This is a genomic window from Reyranella sp., from assembly GCF_965227665.1.
GTDB lineage: Bacteria > Pseudomonadota > Alphaproteobacteria > Reyranellales > Reyranellaceae > Reyranella.
In genome coordinates this window covers 1,613,400-1,636,329 of record NZ_OZ245767.1, presented here as the reverse complement: position 1 = coordinate 1,636,329, position 22,930 = coordinate 1,613,400, and the positions used below count along the sequence as shown (strand labels likewise).

At 69.1% G+C, this 22,930-nt stretch carries 17 protein-coding genes; 7 read left to right on the top strand and 10 right to left on the bottom strand.

What is annotated here, in order from left to right; translation table 11 throughout:
* Positions 1 to 43 precede the first annotated feature (43 nt).
* Positions 44 to 481 (top strand): type II 3-dehydroquinate dehydratase, encoded by a 438-nt coding sequence (locus ACO07I_RS07855; protein WP_422016000.1) that lies wholly within the window; start codon positions 44 to 46, stop codon positions 479 to 481.
* A gap of 10 nt (positions 482 to 491) precedes the next feature.
* Here the strand turns inward: ACO07I_RS07855 and ACO07I_RS07850 are convergent, their stop codons facing one another.
* Complete coding sequence (locus tag ACO07I_RS07850) at positions 492 to 1,412, bottom strand: pyridoxamine 5'-phosphate oxidase family protein (RefSeq protein WP_422015998.1); 921 nt, start codon at positions 1,410 to 1,412, stop codon at positions 492 to 494.
* On the bottom strand, positions 1,412 to 1,831 hold the full coding sequence (locus tag ACO07I_RS07845) for a GFA family protein (protein WP_422015996.1): 420 nt from the start codon (positions 1,829 to 1,831) through the stop codon (positions 1,412 to 1,414). The genes ACO07I_RS07850 and ACO07I_RS07845 overlap by 1 nt, the downstream gene beginning before the upstream one ends.
* Positions 1,832 to 1,902: 71 nt before the next feature.
* On the opposite strand from ACO07I_RS07845, the gene ACO07I_RS07840 reads away from it, so the two are divergent.
* Positions 1,903 to 2,799 carry a LysR family transcriptional regulator gene (locus ACO07I_RS07840; protein ID WP_422015994.1) on the top strand — a complete coding sequence of 299 codons (897 nt, stop codon included), beginning with the start codon at positions 1,903 to 1,905 and terminating at the stop codon, positions 2,797 to 2,799.
* Here the strand turns inward: ACO07I_RS07840 and ACO07I_RS07835 are convergent.
* Positions 2,782 to 3,222 (bottom strand): hypothetical protein, encoded by a 441-nt coding sequence (locus ACO07I_RS07835; RefSeq protein WP_422015992.1) that lies wholly within the window; start codon positions 3,220 to 3,222, stop codon positions 2,782 to 2,784. The two genes, ACO07I_RS07840 and ACO07I_RS07835, sit on opposite strands and share 18 nt — an antisense overlap.
* A gap of 34 nt (positions 3,223 to 3,256) precedes the next feature.
* On the opposite strand from ACO07I_RS07835, the gene ACO07I_RS07830 reads away from it, so the two are divergent.
* The gene (locus ACO07I_RS07830; RefSeq protein WP_422015990.1) at positions 3,257 to 3,913 is read left to right on the top strand and encodes a 4'-phosphopantetheinyl transferase family protein; all 657 of its coding nucleotides are present in this window, start codon (positions 3,257 to 3,259) and stop codon (positions 3,911 to 3,913) included.
* On the opposite strand, the gene ACO07I_RS07825 is transcribed toward ACO07I_RS07830, so the two are convergent.
* Genes ACO07I_RS07825 through ACO07I_RS07810 form a run of 4 tightly spaced genes read right to left on the bottom strand, consistent with a single transcriptional unit; the run spans position 3,850 to position 16,578 of the window.
* A complete protein-coding gene (locus tag ACO07I_RS07825) occupies positions 3,850 to 4,881 on the bottom strand; it encodes a hypothetical protein (RefSeq protein WP_422015988.1) in 1,032 nt (343 codons plus the stop codon). The genes ACO07I_RS07830 and ACO07I_RS07825 overlap by 64 nt on opposite strands.
* On the bottom strand, positions 4,878 to 7,097 hold the full coding sequence (locus ACO07I_RS07820; protein ID WP_422018191.1) for a condensation domain-containing protein: 2,220 nt from the start codon (positions 7,095 to 7,097) through the stop codon (positions 4,878 to 4,880). Before ACO07I_RS07820 ends, ACO07I_RS07825 begins: the two co-directional genes overlap by 4 nt.
* A 2-nt stretch (positions 7,098 to 7,099) precedes the next feature.
* Positions 7,100 to 14,680 (bottom strand): amino acid adenylation domain-containing protein, encoded by a 7,581-nt coding sequence (locus tag ACO07I_RS07815; RefSeq protein ID WP_422015986.1) that lies wholly within the window; start codon positions 14,678 to 14,680, stop codon positions 7,100 to 7,102.
* Positions 14,677 to 16,578 carry an amino acid adenylation domain-containing protein gene (locus ACO07I_RS07810; protein ID WP_422015984.1) on the bottom strand — a complete coding sequence of 634 codons (1,902 nt, stop codon included), beginning with the start codon at positions 16,576 to 16,578 and terminating at the stop codon, positions 14,677 to 14,679. The genes ACO07I_RS07815 and ACO07I_RS07810 overlap by 4 nt, the downstream gene beginning before the upstream one ends.
* A gap of 413 nt (positions 16,579 to 16,991) precedes the next feature.
* Between ACO07I_RS07810 and ACO07I_RS07805 the strand changes: the two genes are divergently transcribed.
* The gene (locus ACO07I_RS07805; RefSeq protein ID WP_422015982.1) at positions 16,992 to 17,828 is read left to right on the top strand and encodes a FecR family protein; all 837 of its coding nucleotides are present in this window, start codon (positions 16,992 to 16,994) and stop codon (positions 17,826 to 17,828) included.
* On the opposite strand, the gene ACO07I_RS07800 is transcribed toward ACO07I_RS07805, so the two are convergent.
* Together ACO07I_RS07800 and ACO07I_RS07795 are read right to left on the bottom strand one after the other, a co-directional pair.
* Positions 17,825 to 18,664, bottom strand: a complete 840-nt coding sequence (locus ACO07I_RS07800) for a class I SAM-dependent methyltransferase (protein WP_422015980.1) — start codon at positions 18,662 to 18,664, stop codon at positions 17,825 to 17,827. The two genes, ACO07I_RS07805 and ACO07I_RS07800, sit on opposite strands and share 4 nt — an antisense overlap.
* Before the next feature lie 82 nt (positions 18,665 to 18,746).
* Complete coding sequence (locus tag ACO07I_RS07795; RefSeq protein WP_422015978.1) at positions 18,747 to 19,655, bottom strand: DUF1194 domain-containing protein; 909 nt, start codon at positions 19,653 to 19,655, stop codon at positions 18,747 to 18,749.
* Positions 19,656 to 19,787: 132 nt separating this feature from the next.
* Between ACO07I_RS07795 and ACO07I_RS07790 the strand changes: the two genes are divergently transcribed.
* The 3 genes from ACO07I_RS07790 to ACO07I_RS07780 are packed head-to-tail and all read left to right on the top strand — an operon-like array spanning position 19,788 to position 22,315.
* Positions 19,788 to 20,996 (top strand): acyl-CoA dehydrogenase family protein, encoded by a 1,209-nt coding sequence (locus tag ACO07I_RS07790; protein ID WP_422015976.1) that lies wholly within the window; start codon positions 19,788 to 19,790, stop codon positions 20,994 to 20,996.
* A 54-nt stretch (positions 20,997 to 21,050) separates the two neighbouring features.
* Entirely contained in the window at positions 21,051 to 21,989 is a 939-nt protein-coding gene (locus ACO07I_RS07785) for a DnaJ C-terminal domain-containing protein (protein ID WP_422015974.1), read from the top strand.
* Positions 21,986 to 22,315 carry a transcriptional regulator gene (locus ACO07I_RS07780; RefSeq protein ID WP_422015972.1) on the top strand — a complete coding sequence of 110 codons (330 nt, stop codon included), beginning with the start codon at positions 21,986 to 21,988 and terminating at the stop codon, positions 22,313 to 22,315. Before ACO07I_RS07785 ends, ACO07I_RS07780 begins: the two co-directional genes overlap by 4 nt.
* A gap of 1 nt (position 22,316) precedes the next feature.
* Here the strand turns inward: ACO07I_RS07780 and ACO07I_RS07775 are convergent, their stop codons facing one another.
* Positions 22,317 to 22,901, bottom strand: coding sequence for an NAD(P)H-dependent oxidoreductase (locus ACO07I_RS07775; RefSeq protein WP_422015970.1), 585 nt, complete (start codon positions 22,899 to 22,901; stop codon positions 22,317 to 22,319).
* Positions 22,902 to 22,930: the final 29 nt, after the last annotated feature.

Genomic DNA, 22,930 nt, shown 5'->3' with positions numbered 1-22,930 from the left:
GGTCTGGTTCGCGCGCCGGCGAAATTGCACTAAGGTCCGCCAGATGAACCTGCTGCTGATTCAGGGCGCGAACATGGAGTATCTGGGCCGCCGGCAGCCCGAACTCTACGGGACGACCACCGCCAAGGAACTCGACGCCGCGATCAGGCGCCGGGCCAAGGATCTCGGCGTGTCGGTCGACATCGTCTACACCAACGCCGAGGGCGAGGCGGTGTCGGCCATCTACAAGGCCGACCGCGCGAAGTTCGACGGGTTGCTGTTCAATCCGGCCGGCTTCCTCCATTCCGGCCACGCGCTGCGCGACTGCCTGCGCTCGATTTCGATGCCGGCGATCGAGATCCACATGACCAACATCGAGAAGCGCGGCTTCGGGTCGATCACTTCGGAGGCGGCGGTCGGCATGATCGCGGGCTTCGGGGTCGATTCCTACCTGCTCGCGCTCGAGGCCATGGTGGCGCGGCTCCGGCCCGCCGCGGCCTGACGGCCGGTCGCTACCAGACGCCCGTGTGCAACGTGCTCGGCGCGTAGCTTCCGAACGTCGAGCGATAGGGGAAGGCCGCCGGCCTGCGCCACGCGCGCTGGACGTCGACGCGCCACAGCCGCTCGGCGCCGTCGGGAGCCGCCTCGCCAGGCTGCCAGTCGATGGTAACGGCCCCCTGGAGCTGCAGCAGCTCGCCCGTGTCGAAGTTGACGAACAGCAGGCCGGCCCGCGGATCGCCCAGCAGGTTGCCCAGCGTGTTGAAGAAGCGGTTGCCGCGGAAGTCGGGGATGACGAGCGTGTCGCCCCGCGCGCCCACGAAGCCCGGCCGGCCGCCGCGATGGGACATGTCGAATCCACCCTCGGCGCCGAGCTCGGCGCGCGACCGGCTGGCGACGAAGAACGTGTCGGCCGATTCGATGAGATCGCGCGCCGCCTCGTCCAGCCCAGACAGGCTCTCGACGGGCCCGGCCTCTTTCGCGGCGAGAGCAACGCCGCGCGTCTGGATGTACTGCGGGCAATTTCCGAAGCTCTGGGCGATATGGATCGTGAGCCCGCGGTCGCGCGCGACGATCCGGCCGTTGGCCCGGTTGCGCCGCCGCGTCGCGAGATCGATTCCCAGCAGCCCGATCCCGGCACCGGCCGCAAAGCCAGGTTCCGCGGGATCGCCGTCGCGCGGCAGGGCATCGATCGCCAGGGTGGCGGGATCGGGGGACGCGACGAATCCCGGCGCCCCGGTCAGCACCGACGCCATCGGCCAGCCCGCGGCGTCGGGCGTCGCCGTGAACAGGTAGGGCAGCAGCGAGAAGAAGGCGCGGTGCTGCTCCGGCATGAAAGGGCGGATCGGCGCCAGGCCGGTCCGCTGCCCGGCCAGCCTCTGCGCCGCCTGCTCGTCGGCATGGAACGGCAGGAATTCCATGGAGTCGGAGGCCATCACAAGCCCTCCTGCTTCTCGGGCAAGCCGATCTTGGGTTCGTACCAGGGCGCCGCATCGGATCGCCAGATGTGGACCTGCGGTACGTTCCGAATCTCCGTGTCGAGGCAGCCCAATCGCAACAGAACGACCGGCTGCGTCACGCGCTCGGCCATCACGTGCGAGCCGCACCTGCTGCAGAAGCGGCGGAATTTGCCGGGAGACGATTCGATGGCGCCGATCACTTCCTCGCCGCACAACCAACGGAACGCGTCCCGCGATACCGCCGTAACCGACGAGAAAGCGGTACCGTGAGTTTTGCGGCAGGTGTGGCAATGGCAGTGCACGATCCGCTCGACGGGAGCATCGGCTTCGTAGGCGACAGCACCACAGAGACAACTTCCGTTCAACATCCGCATGTCCTCCTTGGTTGACGCCAAGATAGGACTCGCCGTTTGCCGCGATAACGGCACGAATGATAAACTCATAATTACAAAAAGCGGAAGAATGCATGGACCGGTTGGACGAGTTCGCGATCTTCGTGCGCATCGTGGAGGAGGGGAGCCTGGTGCGCGCGGCGCAGCGGCTGCGCCGATCGGCGCCGGCGGTGACGCGGGCCCTGGCGGCGCTCGAGGACCGGATCGGCACTCGCCTGATCGATCGCACGACGCGGCGGCTCGCGCCGACCGAAGCCGGCCGCGCGCTCTACGAGAGGGCACGAAGCGTTATCGAGGCGTACGAAGCCGCCACGACGGACGCCCTCGACGCGCCGGTCCGCGGGCTGTTGCGGATCACTGCGCCGGTGCAGTTCGGCCGGCGGCACGTCGCCCCGCTGGCGGCCCGCTTCCTCGACGGCCACGAGGGCGTCGAGATCGAACTGCTGCTGAACGACCGCAACGTCGATCTCATCGAGGAGGGGATCGACGTGGCGGTGCGCATCGGTGCCCTGGCCGACTCCAGTCTGGTTGCGCGGCTGGTCGGGCAGGTGCGACGGCAATGGGTCGCAAGTCCCGGCTATCTCGCCCGGCACGGCACGCCGAAGGCGCCGGCCGACCTTGCTACCCACGAGGCGCTGCTGGGCACGTCCCGCGGGGCGATGGAATGGACCTTCGGCGGCCGCCGCCGTGGTGCACCCGCCCATCTCGCCGGCCGGTTGCGCGTCGACGACATCGAAACCCGCCTGCGTCTGGCACGCGAGGGCCGCGGCATCGCGCAGTTCCTCTCCTATCAGGTCGCCGAGGATCTTGCCGCAGGACGTCTCGTGCGCCTATTGCGCCGCTTCGAGCCGCCGCCGCTGCCGGTGCAACTGGTTACCAAGGGGCGCGCCCATCGTGCGCCGAAGATCGATTCCTTCCTCGACTTCGCGGCCAAGAAATTGTCGGCCCTGCCTCTACTGCACCCCGATTGACCGACTCGGAACAGTCCGAAGGAGATGCCGTTCCAGACGACGAACACGGCCTAGCCTTTGAGCCGCGCGACGTACCCGCGATAGGTGCAGCGGCCGGGTTTGGGATGCGTTCTGGATGCGGTGGGCGAGCTGGTCGATGGTCCACTCGTCGAGGATCTCGTAGCCCGGCGTCTGCGGCGCTGCCGGCACTTCGTACGCATTGCGGATCTGGTAGGGCACTTCGGCCAGGCCGTCGCGCGTCACGACCTTGTTCAGCAGGATGTGGCGCGGCCGACTGCTAAGGCGAAAGGCCAGCGCCTCGAACGGCTCGCGCGGATAGGGCCGCAGGCCCGAGGCCAGCAGCACGTCCGCGGACGGCGCTCGGCCATAGTCCATGAAGCCGAGGTTTTTCAAAGGCTCCAGCACCGCCGCGAAGCTAGCCAACCGCCGACGAGGTGTCCAAGATCGCGGCCGTAGCATGAGCCGACACGACATCCAACTCTGGGCCTGGTCTCTCGACGAAGAGCCGCTGGGCGGCGAGACCCTGCTTACCGATGAGGAGCGCGACCGCGCGCAACGCTTCGTCGGTCCGTTGCTGAAGCGTCGCTTCGTGGCGGCGCGCGCCCAGCTCCGCGCACTGCTCGGCCACCATCTCGGCCGCGATCCCCGTAGCCTCGTCTTCCTGCTGAACGAGTTCGGCAAACCACGGCTCGCCGACCATCCGGGCGTGCATTTCAGCCTCAGCCATTCGCAGGATCGCGCGCTGCTGGCGGTGAGCGACGGCCCGGAAATCGGTGCCGACCTCGAGATGATGCGCGTCGTCGACCATCTCGACCTCGCGCGACGCTACTTCCATCCCGAAGAGGTCGGCGCCATCGAGCGGCATCGGGACCCGCAGCAGGCCTTCTTCCGAATCTGGACGCTCAAGGAGGCGGTGGTGAAGGCGATCGGCCTCGGCCTCGCGCTGCCGCTCGACGGCTTCGCGGTCTCGATCGACGGGCCGCGCCCCGTCATGGCCGTGGCGCCGCCCGATTCGCCGGATGCCTGGTGGCTGCACCTCGAGCCGGGCGACTACTGCCGCGCCGTGGCGGTACCCGGCGGCGGCGAACTCGGGCTGATCCAGCGCAACGTCTGATCGCTGCGGACGAGCAACGCCCGGAGGGCCGCCTCGTCGCGCAGCAGGGCGCCTCGGAAGAACGCGGCCTGGGTCCTGCCGATCGCCTCGTTGATATCCGTACGTTCGAAGTTCGTGCGGATCGGCAGATGGCGGCGCATCCGGAACAAGCCATCAGCGAGGTCGTCGTGATCAGCAGCCGCGATCTGCGCCCAGTAGCCGTGCGGTCGCTCCATGCGAAGACTGTTGTGCGGGATGTCGAGGGCACTCACCCTGGCGTAGTTGCGCGTGAATGCATCGGGTGAGGCAAGATCGGCATCGGAGGGAAAGGCCTCGCGGCTCGACATCAGGAAATAGTTCGGCACGCCGATGCGACGGGCGGCAGGGCCGAACAGGCCGCCATCGAGATTGTAGACCGCGACGATCTGCGGGTCCTTGGACGCGGCCGCGAGGCCAGAGGGGCCGCCGATCGACATGCCGAGCACGCCGACGCGGTCGAGGGCGATCCGGTCGGCGAGGTCGGGAAGCTGGCCGTCGCGCAGCGCCGCCAGAACCTCGACAATGCGGTTGCCCTGGGTGGTGACATGGCGCTCCGCGCGCCGTATCGACTCCACTGTCTGCGCCTCGGTGAGCAGCTCCAACGAGACGCCCTTGTCGGGGTCGGTGGCGCGGTCGCTTGCATGGTCATCGATGCCCACGACGACAAAGCCGTTGCTCGCGAGATTCTCGACCTGCGCGCGGCTCTGCGCGCGCGTTCCGCCCCAGCCCGGCGAATAGAGGACCAGCGGCGCCGGCCCCTTGAGCTCGCGCGGCTGCCAGATCGTCACGACGAGCAGCTGCCCGTTGGCGTCCTTCAGCGTGGCGTTGCTCTCCGCGACCGCGTCGGGACCGCCGGGCGTCGGCGAGTGCGGCACGAGGACGTACCAGCCGGCCGCCATGACCCCGACGACGACGAGCACAGCGAGGACGAATAGGCGGAGGAGGGTCACAGCGGACGCAAGACGGTTGCGATCTCGGCCGCTGGCCGCTCGCGGAACATGTCGAAATGGCCGCTGTTCACGTCGACCTTGGCGAACTTGCCGGCGACCAGGGGCTTCCAGCCCATGTGCTCGTCGAACAGCCGGCCGCGCAGCGGCTCGTTGCTGCGGAACAGCACGACGTCGCCGGCATAGGGCGTCGGCCGGTACTGCGCGACCTTGCTGTAGAGATAGTCGTCGAACCACTCGCCGACCAGTGCCTGCCGCGTCGGTCCCGCTTCCTGGGGCAGCAGGCCGAGATGGTAGAGCACCGGCTTGCGCACCAGCTCGTCGAAGCCGACCTCGCCCTTGCGGAACCGCGTGACGCGCTTCTTGTACCGGTCGAGGCGCAGTTGCTGGCGGCGCAGCACGCGCTCCCAGCGCGACATGGTCTCGCGATAGCCGGGCCCCCAGCTGTCGAACAGCGCGACCAGCGGCACCTTCTCGCCCATCGCCGTGAGCTGGCGCGCCGCCTCGAAGGCCAGCACGCCATAGACGCAGTGGCCGCCCAGGATGTAGGGGCCGCGCGGCTGCGCCCAGCGGATCAGCCGCACCGCATAGGCGCCGAAGTCCTCGAACGTGTAGGCGTCGAGATCGACCGGTCCGTCCTGGTGGTACATCAGGATGTCGGTGAAGGGCCGCTGCTCGCCGAGCTGGCGCGCCAGCTGAAAATAGACCGAGCGGTTGTTGAGCACGATCATCGGCGTGCGCGGACCGTCCTCGTGGAAGCGCACGACCTGCCGTTCCGGCTCGTGCACCGGGATGGGCTCGCCACGCGCCACGGCCGGGCGCCCCGACGGCAACGTCCCGCTGGGGGCCGCGATGCCGGCCAGAGCCACGTTCGCCGCCAGCGGCCCGTCGGCCGCGGTCGCGAGAGTCTCGAGGCAGAGGCGCCAAGCGTCCAGCAGCGCCTTGACGGTGGCCGGCTCGTAGAGGCCGGCATCGGCCTCGCAGGACAGGCGCCAGCCTTCGTCGCGGCCGATCATGTAGAAGTTGAGTGGCCACTGCGTGCCCGACGAGAAGGAAGGCAGCGAGACCAGGCCGAAGCGGCCTGCGCCGTCGCGCTCGGTCTCGGTGGTGCCCGAATAGGAGCGGTGCAGCACGAGGTTGGCGGCGTGCAGCGGTTGCCCGTCGCGGCGCGCGGCGAAGTTCTCGGCGATCTCGAACGGCAGGCGCTGGTGGCGCAGCGCTTCCTGGACGCGCTCGTTGGCGACGCCGACGAAGCCGTGCAGGGTCGTGGCGTCGTCGACCGGCAGGCAGAGGGTGATAGAGTTCACCGTCGGCCCGATCAGCTCCGCGGCCTCGGGCTCCTCGCGGTTGGCGACCTGGGAGCCGAACACGATTTCGGCGCTCCCCGTCACGCGATGCAGCATCAGCCCCAGCGCCGCCACGGCCAGGCCGAACAGCGTGGCGTCATGCTTCCGCGCGAAGCTCTCGAACGCCGCGCTGAGTTCACCCGGCAGCAGCAGCGAGGTGATGTTGCTGCGCTCGCCGGGCCGCGCGCCGGCGGGCAGGCCGTGGTCGGCCGGCACGGGGGTGGCCGAAGCGCCGCGGAGCTGCCGCATCCAGTAGGCGCGCGCCTCGTCGAGTTCGCCACTCGCCAGCAGCTCGTTCTGCCAGGCAGCGTAGTCGGCGAACTGCAGGTCGGGCGGTGTGGCGTCGGGCGCGCGGCCGTCGTCGATCGCCTCGGCGGCCGCGCGCAGCTCGCGGACGATCAAGCCGGTCGACCACCCGTCGCAGACCAGCGAATGCAGGGTGAGCAGCAGGACGCTACGGTCGGGCGCCAGTCGCAGCAGGCTGGAGCGCAGAAGCGGCGCCACCGCGGGATCGATCGGCGCCACGGCTTCGGCGCGAGCGATCTCCTCGGCGCGCGACTCGTGCTCCTCGGCCGGCAGCGCCGTCAGGTCAATGGTATTCAGCTTCACCGGGCAGGACGGATGCACCTCCTGAGCCAGCCGGCCGTCGATCTCGCGGAACGAGGTGCGCAGGATCTCGTGCCGGCGCACCAGCGCCTGCAGCGCGCCCTCCGCTGCGGCATGCGACAGCTCCCCGGTCACCAGCCAGCGCATGGCGATGTTCAGTCCCTGCGGTCCGCGGCTGCGCTGCTGGGCGAAGAAGCGTTCCTGCAGCATCGTGCAGGCGAACGCCTGCGGGTGCGCCGGCGTCAGCGTGTCGCCATGTTCCCCCATGCTCACGACTTAAGTGTCCGCCGCCGCGCGCCGTGCCGGAAGTCGGCAAGAGCGGGGCCACGACGGACGTTGGCCTCTCGCGACGCCGCCGGCGTGCCATCGATCGCTTCCGCGAGAGCGGCAACCGTCGGGTTCTTCATCAGCTCGCGTGCGCTGACCGCGATCCCCTCCCGCTCGAGCTGGGCGGCGATGCGGAACACCTGAAGTGAATCCGCCCCCAGGGCGAACAGCGGGTCGTGCGCGCCGACCGTGGGCAGGCCGATGACGGCCGCCCACACTGCGGCGATGCGGCCCGCGAGCGGTGTGCGCGGCGGGCTGCTGACCGGCGACGCGGCGGCCGGTACGGGCAAGGGCAGCGCGGTGTGGTCGGTCTTGCCATTCGGCGTGCGCGGCAGCGCATCGAGCGTTACCCAGCGCAACGGCACCATGTAGGCCGGTAGCCGGTCGGCGAGGAAGGCCGAGAGCTGGGGCGCGCGCGCATCGCCTGTCACGTAGCCGACCAGCAGAGGATCGGGGCCGATGTCGGTGCGCAGAACCACGGCGGCGTCGCGCACGCCGGACGCCTGGCGCAGCACTGTTTCGATCTCCTCGAGCTCGATCCGGAAGCCGCGCAGCTTCACCTGATGGTCGATGCGCCCGTGCAACTCGAACTCGCCCGACGGCAGCAGGCGGGCGAGGTCGCCGGTGCGGTAGAGACGCTGCGGCACGCGGCCGGCCAGCGCGAGGTTGCGGAAGGCGGCGTCGGTCAGGTCGCTGCGGTCGAAGTATCCCTTGGCCAGTCCGTCGCCGCCGATGAACAGGTTGCCGACCGTGCCCGGCGGCGCCAGCTGGTTACGGTCGTCGAGTACGTAGAGGCGCTGGTTGGCAAGCGGCCGGCCGATCGTGACCTCGGTCTCGCCCGGCAGCATCTCCCGGCCCGAGGAGTAGATCGTGGTCTCGGTCGGGCCGTAGAGGTTCCACAGCCGCCCGCCGCCCTCGATTAACCGGTCGACGGTGGCGCGCGAGATCGCCTCGCCGACGGTGATCATGCGCAGGCCGGGCCACGAGGTGAAGCCCGCCTCGAGCAGCATACGCCACAGGGTCGGCGTCGCCTGCATCAGCGTGGCCGCCGATTCCCCGGCGAGGTGGATCAGCTCGACGCCGGTCCTCACCTCGTCCGCCTCGCTCAGCACGAGACGGCCGCCGCTCACCAGCGGCGCAAAGAGCTCGGTGGCGGCCACGTCGAAAGTGATGGCGCTGGAGCCGATCGTGACGTCGCTCGCCGTGAGTTCGAGCCGGCGGACCACGTCGGTGATCAGGTTGGTGAGCGAGCGATGGCCGACCTCGACGCCCTTGGGCGTGCCGGTCGAGCCCGACGTGAAAAGAACGTAGGCCGTTGCATCAGCCGCCACCTTGGGCAGGGGATGGCGCTGCAGCACCTCGTCGAGGGGGAGCCGGTCGGCGCGCAGCGCGAAAGCATAAGGCGCAATCCCTGCGATTCGGTCATCCTGGCAGACAAGGCCGTCGATCTGGGCGGCGATCGCGATCTGCTTCAACCGCTCGATCGGCTGGCTTGCGTCGAGCGGCACGTAGGCGTGGCCCGATTTCAGGGCGGCGAGCAGCGCGACCGGCAGCAGGCGCGAGCGGTCGACCGCGATGGCGATCCGGCCGTGGCGCCTCTCGCAGACGCCCAGCATCTCCTGTGCGAGCCGCGTCGATTGCCGGTCGAGCTCGGCGTAGGTCAGCGAGCCCCTACGGTCGACGACGGCGACGGCGTCTGGCGTCTTCGCCACCTGCGCGGCAAACAGCTCGTGTAGGCAACTTTCGCGCGGATAGACCGCCGCGCTGTCGTTGACCTCGTCGAGGACGAAGCGCTCCTGCGCGGGGGTGAGCAGCGGCAGCGCGGCCATGGTCGTGGCCGGCGCCGCGACGAGACCCTCGAGCAGTCGCCGGTAATGCACCATCCACCGTGCGACCGTCTCCTCATCGTAGAGGTCGCTGTTGTAGTCGCAATCGATCCGGAGGCCGGAAGCGGACTCGATTATGTTCACGAACAGGTCGAAATTCACTGCGGCCTTGCCGTTGGGCGTGACCGAGACCCTGGGGCCACCGAAGTCGAGCGCGTCGGCAACCTTCTCCAGGTTGAACTGGATTTCGGTGAGCGGCAGTCGATTGGCGACCCGCTGTATCGGCAGCGCGCGTACTAGCGTGCCGTAGGTACAGTGCGCATGGTCGAAGCCGTCGAGCAGGCGCTGCGCCACCGCCTCGACGTGGCGATCGAACGGCGCCTGCCAGTCCACGGCCGCGCGGAAGGGGAGCATCTGCACGCAATGGCCGACGAGGGCGGGTTGGTCGTCGACCGACTGGCCGGCGACCGGCACGCCCATCACCACGTCGGAGGCGTTGGCGAGGCGGCCGAGTACGGCCTGCAGCGCGGTGAACAGGACGGAGAAGAGCGTCGTACCGCTCGCCGCGCCGGTCTTGCGGATCGCGGCGTGGAGGCCGCCATCGAACCGCGTCGTGTAAGTGGCGCCGGCGAAGGAGCGGAGCGGCGGCCGCGGCCGGTCTACCGGCAGGTCGGGCAGCGGCGGCAGGTCGGCGAACTGGCGGGCCCACCAGGCAAGGTCCTGGGCGCGCGCGTCCTGGGTCTCCGTCTGCGCCGCCGCGTAGTCGGCGAAGCGCGACGCCGGTCCGAGGTCGGCGGTCGCGCCGGCACGCGCCGCGCGATAGAGCGCGGCGAGATCGTTCAGCACGATGTTCACCGACCAACCATCGCAGACGATGTGATGTGCGGTGAAGACCAGCATATGGCGGTCCGCTGCCAGCCGCACGAGCGCGGCACGGACGAGCGGGCCGTTCCACATGTCGAAAGCAGTGCGTGCATCGACGTCGACCAGCCCGGCCAGAGTGGCTGCCGGATCGGCCTCGTGCGAGAGGTCGCGCACGGGAAGGTCGAGTGTGAGGTTGGGCGCGAAGTGCATGCGCTCGCCCGAGCGGTCGACATGGCCGCGCAGCGCCTGATGGCGCGCCACGACGGCGTTCAGCGCCGCCGCGAGGCCCGCCGGGTCGATTTCGCCCACGAGTTCGACACTCACGCCCTCGTTGAAGGCACAGGAAGCATCGTCACCGAGCTGGGCGGCCGCCAGGATCTCGAGCTGCGGCTCGGTGAGCGGCGCTGACTCGCCCGCTGCATGGCGCACCGCATCGAGGATGCCGCCGCGCTCCAGCGCGTCGAGCGTCGCCGTGAAGGCGCGCTCGATGGTGGCGATATCGGCATCGGAATGGGCCGTCGTCAGGAAGCAGGGATAGCCGTCCTGCACATGGACGCCGAGCTGGCGCATCTGCGGCCAGAACAGGGCGGCGAGCGGCCCTTCGGCCGCGAAGTTCACGTGGAACCAGCTCGAATAGGCTTCGAGGCGCGTCGCGAGTCCGCGCCGCTGCAGCTCGCCGTTCAGCCGTTCCACCAGCCCGCCCATGCGCGCGGCGAGAGTCTCCTGCAGCGCCGGCCCTTCGATCTTGAGATGCAGGAGTACCGCCTTGCTGGCCGCGAGCGTCAGCGGATGGCGCACGAAGGTGCCGGCGAAGAAGGTCGGCGCCGTCTCGGGCATCGAGTCGTCGCCGTACCGCCACATGCCGCCGTCGAGCGCATCCATGAAGCGCGCCTTGCCGGCCAGGATGCCGATTGGCATACCGCCGCCCACCACCTTGCCGTAGGTCGCCATGTCGGCTCGGATGCCGAATACCGCCTGCATGCCGCCCGGATGGACGCGGAAACCGGTGACGATCTCGTCGAACACCAGCGCCGAGCCGCTGGCCTCGGTGAGCGCCCGCAGCTTCTGCAGGAATTCCTGGGGCCGGAGGTCGGGATGTCGGCTCTGCACCGGTTCGACCATGACGGCGGCGATCACCTCACCGTTGGCCTCGATCCAGTCGAGGCTGCGGCGGTCGCCGTAAGGCAGCACCGTCATGTTGGCCACGGACTCGGGCGGGATCCCTGGCGCCACCGGCACTGCGACGCGTGCCGCACCACCGCCCGCCTGCACCAGCACCTCGTCGAACTGGCCATGATAGTCGTGGGCGAACACCACGACGCGCTCGCGTCCCGTGACGGCGCGCGCCACGCGCATCGCGGCCATCACCGCCTCGGAGCCGGTGTTGCAGAAGGTGACGCGCTCGCAGCCGGTCATCTCGGAAACCAGCGACGCGACCTCGCCGGCCAGCGGGCTCTGCGGGCCGATCGGGAAGCCGTCCCTGAGCTGCGCCACGATCGCCTCGGTCACGAAGTCGGGCGAGTGGCCGAACAGGGTCTGGCCGTAGCCGTTCACGAGGTCCACATAGTCGTTGCCGTCGATGTCGCGGATCTTCGAGCCCTTGGCGCTGGCCGCGATCACCGGATAGACGAGTTCCTTCCACTCCTGGCGAAAGCCCGCGGCGGTGCGCGGATCGGCCAGCGCCGCGCGGTCGCGCTGCGTCCTGGCCTTGGAGAGCGGCGTACGCTCGTTGATCTGGCGCACCAGCGTCTCGACATAGTCGCGCTGGGCGTTGCTCAGCGTGCTCGGCACCCTGGCCGAGGACGGCCGGTAGAGCCGCACCCGCGCCTCGCCATCGTCGGCCGGTGGAGGAGCGGCGGCGAGGGGCGCGGCCTCGGGCTTTGGCTGCACCGCATCGGTCGGCAGGGTCGCTTCGAGATGGCGGGCGAGGGCCGCCGCCGACGGCGTGTCCTTCAGGAGCTGGCGGAAGGTGATCCGCATCCTGAACTTGCGCTCGACGGCGCGCGCGACCTGGCCCAGCAGCAGTGAGTCGAAACCCAGGTCCACGAAGGTCTCGCGCGGAGCGATGTCCGCCGCGCCCGACAGGTGCTCGAGAATGCCGACGATCTCGGCCTGCAAGGTCTCCAGACGCGACGCCGACGCGGCGGCGGGTGCTGCTGCCGCGACCGGCTCCGCCCCGATCGCCGGCATGGGCGCTGCGGCGCGGCGCGGAGTGCGTTCGATCCAGTGCCGCGTGCGCTGGAAACGGTAGGTCGGCAGTGGAATCCGCCGCCCCTCGGGCGCGCCGACCTTGTTCCAGTCGATGTCGATGCCCGCGCTCCAGAGAGCCCCCAGCGCCTCGCGCAGATCCTCGGTCTCGGCGTCGGGCAGGCTCGATGCCACGCCGCGCAAGGACCGGCGGTCGACGATCTGTGCCGCCAGGCCCGCGAGGTTGCGGCCCGGACCGACCTCCAGCAGGAACGGCTGGTCGCGTGCCACCGTGGCCAGCGCGTCGGCGAAGCGCACCGGCTCGCGGCCGTGGCGCGCCCAGTATCCCGGATCGGTCGCCTGCGCCGCACTCGCCCAGCCGCCCGTGACGCTGGAGGCGAAGGCACGCTGCGGTGCCTTCAGCGCGACCGCAGCCGCAGCGCGTTCGATGGCCGGCAGTGCCGGATCGAGCGCGCGCGAATGGAAGGCGTGGCTGACGGCGAGCGGCCGGCATATCACGCCGCGCGCGGCGAGGCGGGCGTTCAGGGCATCGATGTCGGCCTTGGGCCCTGCGGCGACCACGAGCTGGGGCGCATTGATGGCGGCAAGGTCGAGCGAGTCGCCCAGCTCGGCGCGCAGCTCGGCTTCGGGCAGGCGGACCGCCAGCATCGCGCCCGGCGGCATGGCCTGCATCGCCAGCGCCCGCTCGGAAACCAAAAGGCAGCCTTCCTCGAAGGTGAAGACGCCACTGAGGCACGCCGCGACGAACTCGCCGACACTGTGGCCCACCATGGTATCGGGCTCGAGGCCCCAGGACATATAGAGCCGCGCCAGCGCGTACTCGAAGATGAAGAGGCCGGGCTGCGCATGGAGCGTCGCGTCACCATCCGTGGCCTGCGGGTCGAGGAGCAGCGCCTTCAGCCCGTCGCCGACGAGCGGCCCCGCGATGGCGATGCCCTCGTCGACCAGCCGGCGGAACAGCGCGTGGTCGCGATGGAGGTCGCGCGCCATACCGGCATGCTGCGCGCCCTGGCCGGGGAACATGAACACGAGCGGCGGCCGTCCCTGGGCCGTGGTGGCGGGCGGCAGTGAGCGCAATGCCCTGATCGCGTCCTCGCGCGAGTCGGCGGTGACCGTGACGCGGCGGCCGAAGGCTCGGCGGCCGGTCTGGAGGGTGTGGGCGACGTCCTCGATTTGCGCGGCGGGAGCCTGCTCGAGATGGTCGGCCAAGGCGGTTGCGGCCTCGCTCAGCGCCGTATCGTTGCGTGCCGAGAGCGGCAGGATGTGGCCGTGGGCGGCCAACGTCGGCCGCCGCGCGGGTTGCGGCGCTTCTTCCAGGACCACGTGGACGTTGGTGCCGCCGACGCCGAACGCACTCACGCCGGCACGGCGCGGCGTGGTGCCCTGCGCCCAGGGCACCGCCGTCACGGGGAAGTAGAAGGGGCTGCCGGCGAGATCGAGGTGCCGGTTGGGGCGCGTGAAATTGGTGAGCGGCGGGATCTCGCGATGCTGCAGCGCCATCACCGCCTTGATCAGGCCGGTCGCGCCGGAGGCGGCATCGAGATGGCCGACATTGGCCTTCACCGAGCCCAGCGCACAGTAAGGCTGCTCGACCTTCTGCGCGCCGAAGCCGCGCAGCAGCCCGTCGAACTCGATGGGATCGCCGAGCGACGTCGCCGTGCCGTGGCACTCGACATAACCGATGGTGCAGGCGTCGATGCCGGCAGCGGCGATCGCCGAAGCGATGACCTCCGACTGGCCGCGCACGCTGGGTGCCGTGAAGCCCACCTTGTCGGCGCCGTCGTTGTTGACCGCGCTGCCGAGGATCACCGCGTGGATGTGGTCGCCGTCCTCGATCGCGTCGCCGAGCCGCTTCAGCAGCACGACGGCCACGCCGTCGCCGAACACGGTGCCGCCAGCGCCGTCGTCGAACGGCCGGCAGACGCCATCAGGCGAGACAATGCCGCCTTCCTGGTGCAGGTAGCCGCGCTTCTGTGGGAAGGTGATCGAGACGCCGCCTGCCAAGGCCATGTCCGATTGGTACGTCAGCAGGCTCTGGCATGCCTGTGCCACGGCCAGCAGCGAGGTCGAGCAGGCGCTCTGCACCGTCATCGCAGGGCCGCGCAGGTTGAGCTTGTACGCGACGCGGGTGGCCAGCGTGTCGGACAGCGCGCCCAGCAGCGTGTCGTAGGAGCCGACCTGGTAGTCGCTGGCGAAGCCGTCGGCGCTTTGCCGCTCGGCCAGCACGTTGGTCAACAGGTAGGTGTTCATGCTCGAGCCGGCGAATACGCCGATCGAGCCGGGATACTTCGCGGGATCGTAGCCCGCGTCTTCCAGCGCGGCCCACGCGCATTCCAGCATCAGCCGGTGCTGCGGGTCGGTGAGGGCGGCCTCACGCGGCAGCATGGCGAAGAACTCGGCGTCGAACCTGTCGACGTTCTTCAGGATCGGCCGGGCCCGCACGAAGTTGGGGTCGTGGCGCACGTCAGGGCCGAAGGAATCCTCGAGCTCGGCTTCGGTGAAGCGCCCGATCGAGGTCTTGCCGCTGCGCACGTTCGCCCAGAACTCGGCGACGTCGTCGGCGCCGGGGAAGCGTCCGGCCAGCCCGACGATGGCGATGGCGTTTTCCGGCAGCTCGTCGCTCATCGCGCCAGCCGACTGCGGCGCATCCTCTTCAGCGCGTCCGCCTGCTGCTGTGCGCGGCGGCGGGCGGCCGGTTGAAGCGAAGTGTCGCGCCCTTCGATGGCGCGCGCCAGGTCGCGGATGTTGGGATGGCGGAACAGAGCCACCACGTTGACGCCGGGCCATATGCGCTCGATCGCGGCATGGGCCTCGACGAGCTTCAGCGAGGTGGCGCCAAGATCGAAGAAGTTGGTGTCGGCGCCGATGTTGCGCACGCCCAGCTTGCGGCCGAAGATCTCGCGCAGCCAGCGCTCGGTGTTGTCCTCGGCGGGCTGCACGGTTTCGGTTTGCAGCGGATCCGGCTTGGGCAGGCGGTCGTGGTCGACCTTGCCGCAGCTCTTGAGCGGGAACTCGTCGAGCACGATGATGCGCGCCGGCCGCATGTGCCGGGGTAGCGTGCCGAGCAGGTCGTTGCGCGCCTCCGACGCCAGCATCGCGGGGTCGCTGTTGGCGGCGGCGCCCTTGATGTAGGCGGTGAGGACGTGGCCGTCGTCGACCTTGCTCGCGGTAACGACGGCGTCGGCGATACTGACGCTGCGTCGCAAGGTCTCCTCGATCTCGCCGATCTCGACCCGCTTGCCGTCGATCTTCACCTGACGATCGCGCCGGCCAATGTAGTCGAGCGCGCCGTCCGGACGTCGTCGTGCGAAGTCGCCGGTCCGATAGATCGTCGCTCCGGGGTGAAAGGGATCGGGCACGAACATGGCTGCCGACCGGCGGGCGTCCCCGAGATAGCCCGAGGCGAGGCCGAGGCCACCAGCATAAAGCATGCCGATCTCGCCATCCGCCACCGGACTCATGTCGTCGTCGAGCAGGCGCACGTATGTGCCGCGGATCGGCGTGCCGATGGGCACCGGGCCGGCGCCCCAGCCGGCCGTCGGGATCCGGTAGCAGCAGGTGAAGGTCGTGTTCTCGGTCGGGCCGTAACCATTGATGAGCTGGCAGTTCGGCAGCTTGGCGAGGGCGCGCCGCACATGGGTGGGCGACAGCACGTCGCCGCCGGCCAGGATCTGGCGCATGTCCCGCAACGCCCGGAGCTGGTGGTCGACCAGGAGATGGAATAGTCCGGCGGTGAACCAGGCCGTAGTGACGCCGTGGCCCTCTATCGTGTCGGCGATCTGCTGCAGGGAGGCTCGATCCTCCTCGACGACGACGCCCCGCGCACCGTGCAGCAACGTGCCCCAGATCTCGAACGTGCTGGCGTCGAAAGGCAGTGGGGCTGCGTGCAGGAACACCTCATCGGCGGCGAAGCGCGCGTAGGTCTGGTCGGTCACGAGGCGGACCACGGCGCGATGCGGCACGGCGGCTCCCTTCGGGCGGCCGGTCGAGCCCGACGTGTACATCAGGTAGGCAATGTCGTCGGGGCGGCAGCGATCCGCGATCGCCGATCCGTCCTCGCGCTCGCACGCCGCCAGCGCCGCATCGAGGCCGAGCACCTGCCCTGGCAGGTCCGCTGCGTCGGACCGGCCGGTCAGCGTGAGGCGGGCGCCGCAATCATGGACGAGCCAGGCGAGGCAGTCGGGAGGTGCGGCGGGGTCGAGCGGCGCGTAGGCAGCGCCTACCTTGAGGGTCGCGAGAATCGCCACGATCGAGCCGACGGAGCGGCCGGCATGCAATGCGATCACATCCCCGGCGCCGACGCCTTGACGGACAAGGTAGCGCGCGAGCTTGTTGGATCGGCGATCGAGCTCGGCATAGGTCGTCGTCTGATCGCGCTGGACGATGGCGACCGAAGCCGCGGCGGCGGCTGCGCTCGCGGCAAACCGCCCGGTGATCGTTGCGCCCACATCCTCGAAGTCGAACGCATCGACGTCGCCGCCGCCCGTAGCGGACGTTGCGACGCCAGGTTGTAGCCCAGCCATTTACTTTACGCCCTTCCCACAACACCAAGACCGTGACCTGGTGCATCGGAGCCCAACCCGACGCCCACGGTGGTGACCCTTCCCAAGGTCCTCTGCCTAAGGCCAACGTTATCTAGAGTTCGGCGATCGATCAATGTTTGCAACCCGCCAGAGGCGAATAGGCGGATTGAATTTCTGCAATGTTCGCGGGCATTTGCGCCACGCTCGCGCGCAGGACATGCCGATCCCAAGATGATGGCCGATCCGAGGCGCATGGCCTATGTCGGCTTCCAGACAAGCGCTGCACGCCGGCGGTCAGGGGATGATTGGACCGGAAGCCAAGGGGATGACGCCGCCGCCACGTGCGTAGCTGTTGCATGCGGAAGATTCGCGGCGCGTTCCTTGTGGGTGCAACAATCCTGGCATTGCCCCTCGTGGCAGCAGCGCCCCGTGCAGCGATCGCGCAACGGATCGGGATCACCTCGGCGGTCACGGGAGATCCGACCGGCAAGCCACCCGACGAGATCGAGCGGATCCTGCATGTCGGGATCGACGTGACGGCGGGCGAGGTCGTCACGACGGGCGCGACGGATCGCGCGCATCTCCTGTTTCTCGACGGAACGGCCCTGACGATCAGCAACCAGGCACAGGTCACCCTCGACCGGTTCGTCTACGACTCGGACCAGAAGCTGGGCGATCTCGCGATCACCGCGACGAAAGGCGTCTTCCGCCTGGTCGGCGGCAGGATCAGCAAGAAGACGCCGGTCGTCGTCGTGACGCCGTCGGCCACGCTGACCATTCGCGGCGGCATTGCGATGTTCAGCGTCGAGCCGACGAAGACCACTGCCACCTTCATGTTCGGTTATGAAATGACGATGACCAGCCAGGGACGGACGCAGAGCGTGACGGTGCCCGGGTTTCAGGTCAGCACGCTCCGCGGCCAGGCGCCGGGACCGGCCATGCGTCCTGCGCCGGGAAGCCTCGCCGTCAACATGAGCCGGCTCGAAGCGGTCGGGGGCAGGCCAGGCAGTGGCGCGGACAGGGCGGCGACCGCGACCGGCTTCGCCGACGCGAATTCCGGAAAGGGACCGAACGCCACCGGTCCGGTCCAGGGCGGACCGGCGCCGCGCGGGCCCGGCGGCGCCAATGGTCCGGGGGGACCGCCGAGAATGGGCGGTCCTGGGATTGGCGGCGGTGGCTTCGATCCCGGCCTCGGACCGGCGCAGCTCAATCCCCTTGCCGGAGGAGGCGCGCCCCGCACCGTGCCCTAGTCCTGTTTCACCGCGACCAGGCGAATACCGCCAAGGTCGCGCCGCAGGATCAGTTCGACGAAGCGGATGTAGGATTCGTGGAAGGCATCGTGGCCCATCGGCGTGCCGGCCAGACGGGCTTCCTCGCGGAGCCGCTGATACATGGCCAATCGCTGTTCCAGTATCGGCCCCCATTCGTCGGTGAGGTCCGCCGCCGCGTGAACGCGAAAGCCGGCCGCGCTCGCAATGTCTTTATATGACGAGAGCGTTTCCAACGGCTGAATGGCCATGCCGTCCCACATGAGCTTTGCGTCCTGCGTCGAGAGTGGCGTGTTGGCGATCCAGTCGGTCATCGCCAGCCGCCCGCCCGGCCGCAGCACCCGGAAGGCTTCCGCCAGGGTCTTCCGCCGGTCCGGCACGTGGCAGAGGGCCTCCTGGCTCACGACCACCTCCACGGCGCCGTCAGGCAGAGGCGCCTCCATCACATTGCCCTGCCGGACCCGGGCGCTCCCCTGCAGGCCGACCAGCGCGATCAGCTCCTGCGCTGCGGCGACCCGGGACGGCGTCAGTTCGATGCCCGTGACGTCGGCGCCGTAGCGATGGGCGAGGTAGCGCACCGTGCCGCCCAAGCCGGCACAGAAATCCGCGACCGTCGTGCCCGGACTGATCGAGGCCGCCGCTGCCAGTGCGTCCGTGGCAGCGATGCCGCCATAGTGGTCCTGGTCGTGCGGCCAGAGCTCTTCCGGCCTCACGCCCTCCAGATGGCCGCGCGCGGCCCGCAGCTTGGCCTTGATGATCTCGCCCGACATCGGATGGCGGTCGTAGAAATAGATCGCCTGGGCGGTGGCGTCGGTCATGGGCTCCCTCTATCGGGATGCCCCGACAATCATTGTTGTTGGAGGGACATCATCCGGATCGCACCAAAACCGTCAAACCCTCTCAGTCGGGCGTGACACCGAAGCGGCGCTGCCAGAAATCGCGCGATCGTCTTTCGCCCACGTCGCAGCCCAGCTCGTATTCGGGCCGCACGAAGCGCGTATAATCGTCGTCGGCCTTGACCGTGCGGCGGGCGCCGCCGCTGCCCGATTGCGCGAGCTGGACGCCGTCGCGCGTCGTGCCGAGTTCGCCGATGTCGAAGTCGTTCAGCGGGCCGATGTCGGCCACCTCCTGCAGCAGCTTCTTGCGGATGGCGCGGGGGAAATCCTCGAAGCTGCGCGCCACTTCGACGAAGGACCGCGGCCCGCCGGTGACGCAATGCAGGTAGTACTTGTCGAGGTCGTCCTCGGCGGGAAAGCCGAACGGGTTGGGGCGGCCGTTCATGATCGGCAGGCCGTTGATGATGATGCGCTCCTTCAGCGCGTCGTGACGGACCTCGGTGACCAGGCCGCCATCGTTGTTCGATCCATCGCCCGATATGTCGAGCACCTTGCGGTCGGCGTCGTAGGGACTGCGGCCGTACATGGGAATGGCATAGCGGATGGCGCCGCTGATCGAGGTGCGGCGCGAGATCGAGATCGGCGCGTCGGACAGGCGGCGGCGGAAGTCCGCGATGGCGGCCTCGGAATCGAGCAGGGTCCAGTCGATCAGCAGCTTCTGGATCCACGAGTCGGACCATTCGAAATAGGCGACGGCGATGCGGCCATGGTTGCCGCCCAGGATCGCCCTCATGATGACCGGGTCGCTGAAGGCCTCGACATAGCCCTGACGCTGCAGCCGGGCCTCGTCGGGATCGATGCTGCCGGAGATGTCGATCGCCAGCACCAGCGCGAGGTCGACTTCCTTGCGCTCCTGTGCCGCCGCCGGCAGCGCGAGGAAGAGAAGGGCGATCAGACCAACCAGTCGGGCCACGGCGACCTCCGCGTTCGTTACGCTTCAGAGGCAAGAACCATACCGCCCATCGAGCGCTCGTGTCTGCACGCCACTGGACGGGTGGCGGCCGCGGTCGCTAGCCTCTCCGGCAAGAAAAGCGGAGGAAGTTCGATGGATCTGGCGCTCAGCAAAGAAGATGAAGAGTTCCGCAGCGACGTTCGCCGGTTCCTCGACGAGACCCTGACCGAGGATCTGCGGGAGGCCGGGCGCAAGACGGCCGGTGTGTTCTCGGATTATGCGGCAGGGATGCGGTGGCACAAGATCCTGGCCCGCCGCGGCTGGTCGGCGCCGAGCTGGCCGAAGGAATATGGCGGGACCGGCTGGAGCGCGACCCAGCGCTACATCTTCAGCCGCGAATGCATCGCCGCCGACGCGCCTCGCGTCTTCTCCATGGGCCTGCGCATGGTCGGGCCGGTGATCATGAAGTTCGGCACGGCGGAGCAGAAGGAAAAGTACCTGCCGCGCATCGTGTCGGGCGACATCACCTTCTGCCAGGGCTATTCCGAGCCGGGATCGGGCTCCGACCTCGCCAGCCTCAGGACCCGCGCCGAACGCGACGGCGACGACTACGTCATCAACGGCACCAAGATCTGGACGACCGGCGCCCATGTGGCCGACCACATGTTCTGCCTGGTGCGCACTTCCACGGAGGGCAAGCCGCAGGACGGCATCTCCTTCGTCCTGATCGATTCGATGACGACACCGGGGCTCACTGTCGCGCCGATCCTGACCCTGGCCGGCGACCACGAGGTCAACCAGGTCTTCTTCGACAATGTCCGCACCCCGGTCGCCAACCGCATCGGACCCGAGAACGCGGGCTGGACGGTCGCCAAGTACCTGCTCGAGTTCGAGCGCGGCGGGGATGCCTACACGCCGAACCTCTATGCCCGCCTCGACGATGTGAAACGCATCGCCCGTGAGGAGGCGGCCGACGGGTCGGGAAGCCTGATCGCCGAGCGCGGCTTCATCGAGCGGCTGGCGGAGGCCGAGATGGACATCCAGGCGCTGGAGATGATCGAGATGCAGGTCCTGTCCGACCTCAGCCGCGGCCGCAATCCCGGTGCCGTCTCTTCCTCGATGAAGATCAGGGGCAGCGAGACCCTGCAGAAACTCGACCATCTCGGGGTCGAGGCGCTGGCCTGGTATGCCGCGCCGTTCGAACCGGAGGCGCGCGAGCTCGGCCACAACGCGCCGACCGTGACGCCCGAGTGGGGCATCAGCGCCATGCCGCTCTATCTCAACAACCGGGCCTCGACGATCTATGCCGGCTCCAACGAGATCCAGCGCAACATCATCGCCAAGGCTGTGCTTGGCCTGTGAGCGACTGTCACAAAGCTCTTGTAAGCTCGCAATACACGTCACATCTGTAGGGCTATGACAGATCCTTATTCCGTTCTGGGCGTGCCGAGGACTGCCTCCGAGGACGATATCCGGAAGGCGTTCCGCAAGCTCGCCAAGAAGCACCACCCCGACCTCAATCCCGGCGACAAGGCGGCCGAAGCCAAGTTCAAGGAGATCGGCCAGGCCAACGACATTCTCTCCGATCCGGAGAAACGCCGGCGCTTCGACGCGGGCGAGATCGACGGCACCGGCCAGGAAATGCCACCGCGCGGCTTCTACCGAGACCAGGCCGGCGGCCGCGGCGGCAAGTACGAACATGCCGGCGGCCACGAATCGTTCGTCGACATGGGCGGCATCTTCTCCGAGATGTTCGGCCAGCGCCGGGGCGGTGGCCCTGGCCCTGGCTTCGGTGGCGACGGCTTCGACATGGGCGGCATGCCCGTCACCTACAGCCTGCGCGTGCCTTTCCTTGTGGCGGCGCGCGGCGGCAAGCAGCGTGTGACGCTTCCCGACGGCAAGACGCTCGACATCGACGTGCCCGAGGGCACGACCGACGGCCAGACCCTGCGCCTCAAGGGCCAGGGCATGCCCGGCAGCCAGGGTCGTCCGGCCGGCGACGCCTATGTCGAGATCCATGTCGACCCGCACGCCTTCTTCCAGCCGCGCGACAACGACATCCATGTCGAGCTGCCGGTCACGGTCACCGAGGCGGCCCTGGGCGGCAAGGTGAAGGTGCCGACGGTGGGCGGCGCGGTGATGCTGAACGTGCCGGCCGGATCCAATACCGGCACGTCGCTGCGGCTCAAGGGACGCGGCCTGCTCGACCGCAAGTCGGGCCAGCGCGGCGATCAATATGTGAAGCTGAAGGTCGTCCTGCCCGAGACGCCGGACGACAAGCTCAAGCAATTCCTGGAGGGCTGGGAAGCCGGTCGCGCCTACGATCCACGCAAGGAGATGGAGCAGTTCACATGACGACGTTGGACGAACTGCTGCGCCAGCACGGTCAGCTGACGGAAGTCCATGTCGAGCGCTGGGTTTCGCGTGGCCTGCTGCGGCCGGCCGGGAGCGGCGACGGTTGGCACTTCGAGCAGATCGACGTGGCGCGTGCGCGACTGCTGGGCGAACTGGTCGACGAGCTGGGCTTCGACGACGAGTCGGTGGAGACGGTGGTCGACCTGGTCGACCAGGTGCACACGCTGCGCCGTCAGCTCGACCTGCTGGGCCGTGCGATCGCCGAGCAGCCCGCCGCGACGCGCGAGTCAATCGCGGCAGCGCTCGACCGCCTGTCGCGGCGCTAGCTCAGCGCGCGGATCGGCCGAGGGCGCGGATGGTGTCGAAGTGGCGGGCCATGGTCGCGGGCTTGGCCGTTGCGACGCCGCCGACGATCGTGTCGCGCACCGGCGCGTAACCAACGAAACCCAGGATGTTGCGCTTCAGGTTCTTCACAGCGTGCGCGCGGAAGTACCAGCGGTACAGGATCTCCGGCATGCCCATCGTCACGACGATCCGGGCGGTGCGCCCGCCGAGATGTTTCTCCGGGAAGCCGTTGGGGCGATAGGAGAACGCGAAGCCCGGCCGCAGCGCCTGTTCGAAGAAGCCCTTGAGCAGGGCCGGCATGTCGCCCAGCCACAGCGGAAACACGACCACCAGATGTTCGGCGCGGCTGATCGCCTCCTGCGCCGCCGCGATGTCGGGCGGCGTCGTGCCGTGCTCGAATTCGCCCTGGGAGCGCATCAGGTCGAACTGCAGCGCCCCGATGTCGAGCCGTTCGACCGTGTGCCCACCCAAGGCGGCCCCCTCGGCATAGGCGTCGGCCAAAGCACCGCACAGGCCCTTGCGGGACGTGTCGGGATGCCCGTTCAGGATCAGGATTCGCTTCCCCATGCGCGCGACGCTCGCATGGGGAAGCCGTT

Coding starts and splice junctions, on each gene's coding strand:
- ACO07I_RS07855 (WP_422016000.1), top strand. CDS start 44: ATGAACCTGCTGCTGATTCAGGGCGCGAACATGGAGTATCTGGGCCGC.
- ACO07I_RS07815 (WP_422015986.1), bottom strand. CDS start 14,680: ATGAGCGACGAGCTGCCGGAAAACGCCATCGCCATCGTCGGGCTGGCC.
- ACO07I_RS07820 (WP_422018191.1), bottom strand. CDS start 7,097: ATGGGGGAACATGGCGACACGCTGACGCCGGCGCACCCGCAGGCGTTC.
- ACO07I_RS07830 (WP_422015990.1), top strand. CDS start 3,257: ATGAGCCGACACGACATCCAACTCTGGGCCTGGTCTCTCGACGAAGAG.
- ACO07I_RS07800 (WP_422015980.1), bottom strand. CDS start 18,664: ATGACCGACGCCACCGCCCAGGCGATCTATTTCTACGACCGCCATCCG.
- ACO07I_RS07810 (WP_422015984.1), bottom strand. CDS start 16,578: ATGGCTGGGCTACAACCTGGCGTCGCAACGTCCGCTACGGGCGGCGGC.
- ACO07I_RS07775 (WP_422015970.1), bottom strand. CDS start 22,901: ATGGGGAAGCGAATCCTGATCCTGAACGGGCATCCCGACACGTCCCGC.
- ACO07I_RS07780 (WP_422015972.1), top strand. CDS start 21,986: ATGACGACGTTGGACGAACTGCTGCGCCAGCACGGTCAGCTGACGGAA.
- ACO07I_RS07840 (WP_422015994.1), top strand. CDS start 1,903: ATGGACCGGTTGGACGAGTTCGCGATCTTCGTGCGCATCGTGGAGGAG.
- ACO07I_RS07850 (WP_422015998.1), bottom strand. CDS start 1,412: ATGGCCTCCGACTCCATGGAATTCCTGCCGTTCCATGCCGACGAGCAG.
- ACO07I_RS07785 (WP_422015974.1), top strand. CDS start 21,051: ATGACAGATCCTTATTCCGTTCTGGGCGTGCCGAGGACTGCCTCCGAG.
- ACO07I_RS07790 (WP_422015976.1), top strand. CDS start 19,788: ATGGATCTGGCGCTCAGCAAAGAAGATGAAGAGTTCCGCAGCGACGTT.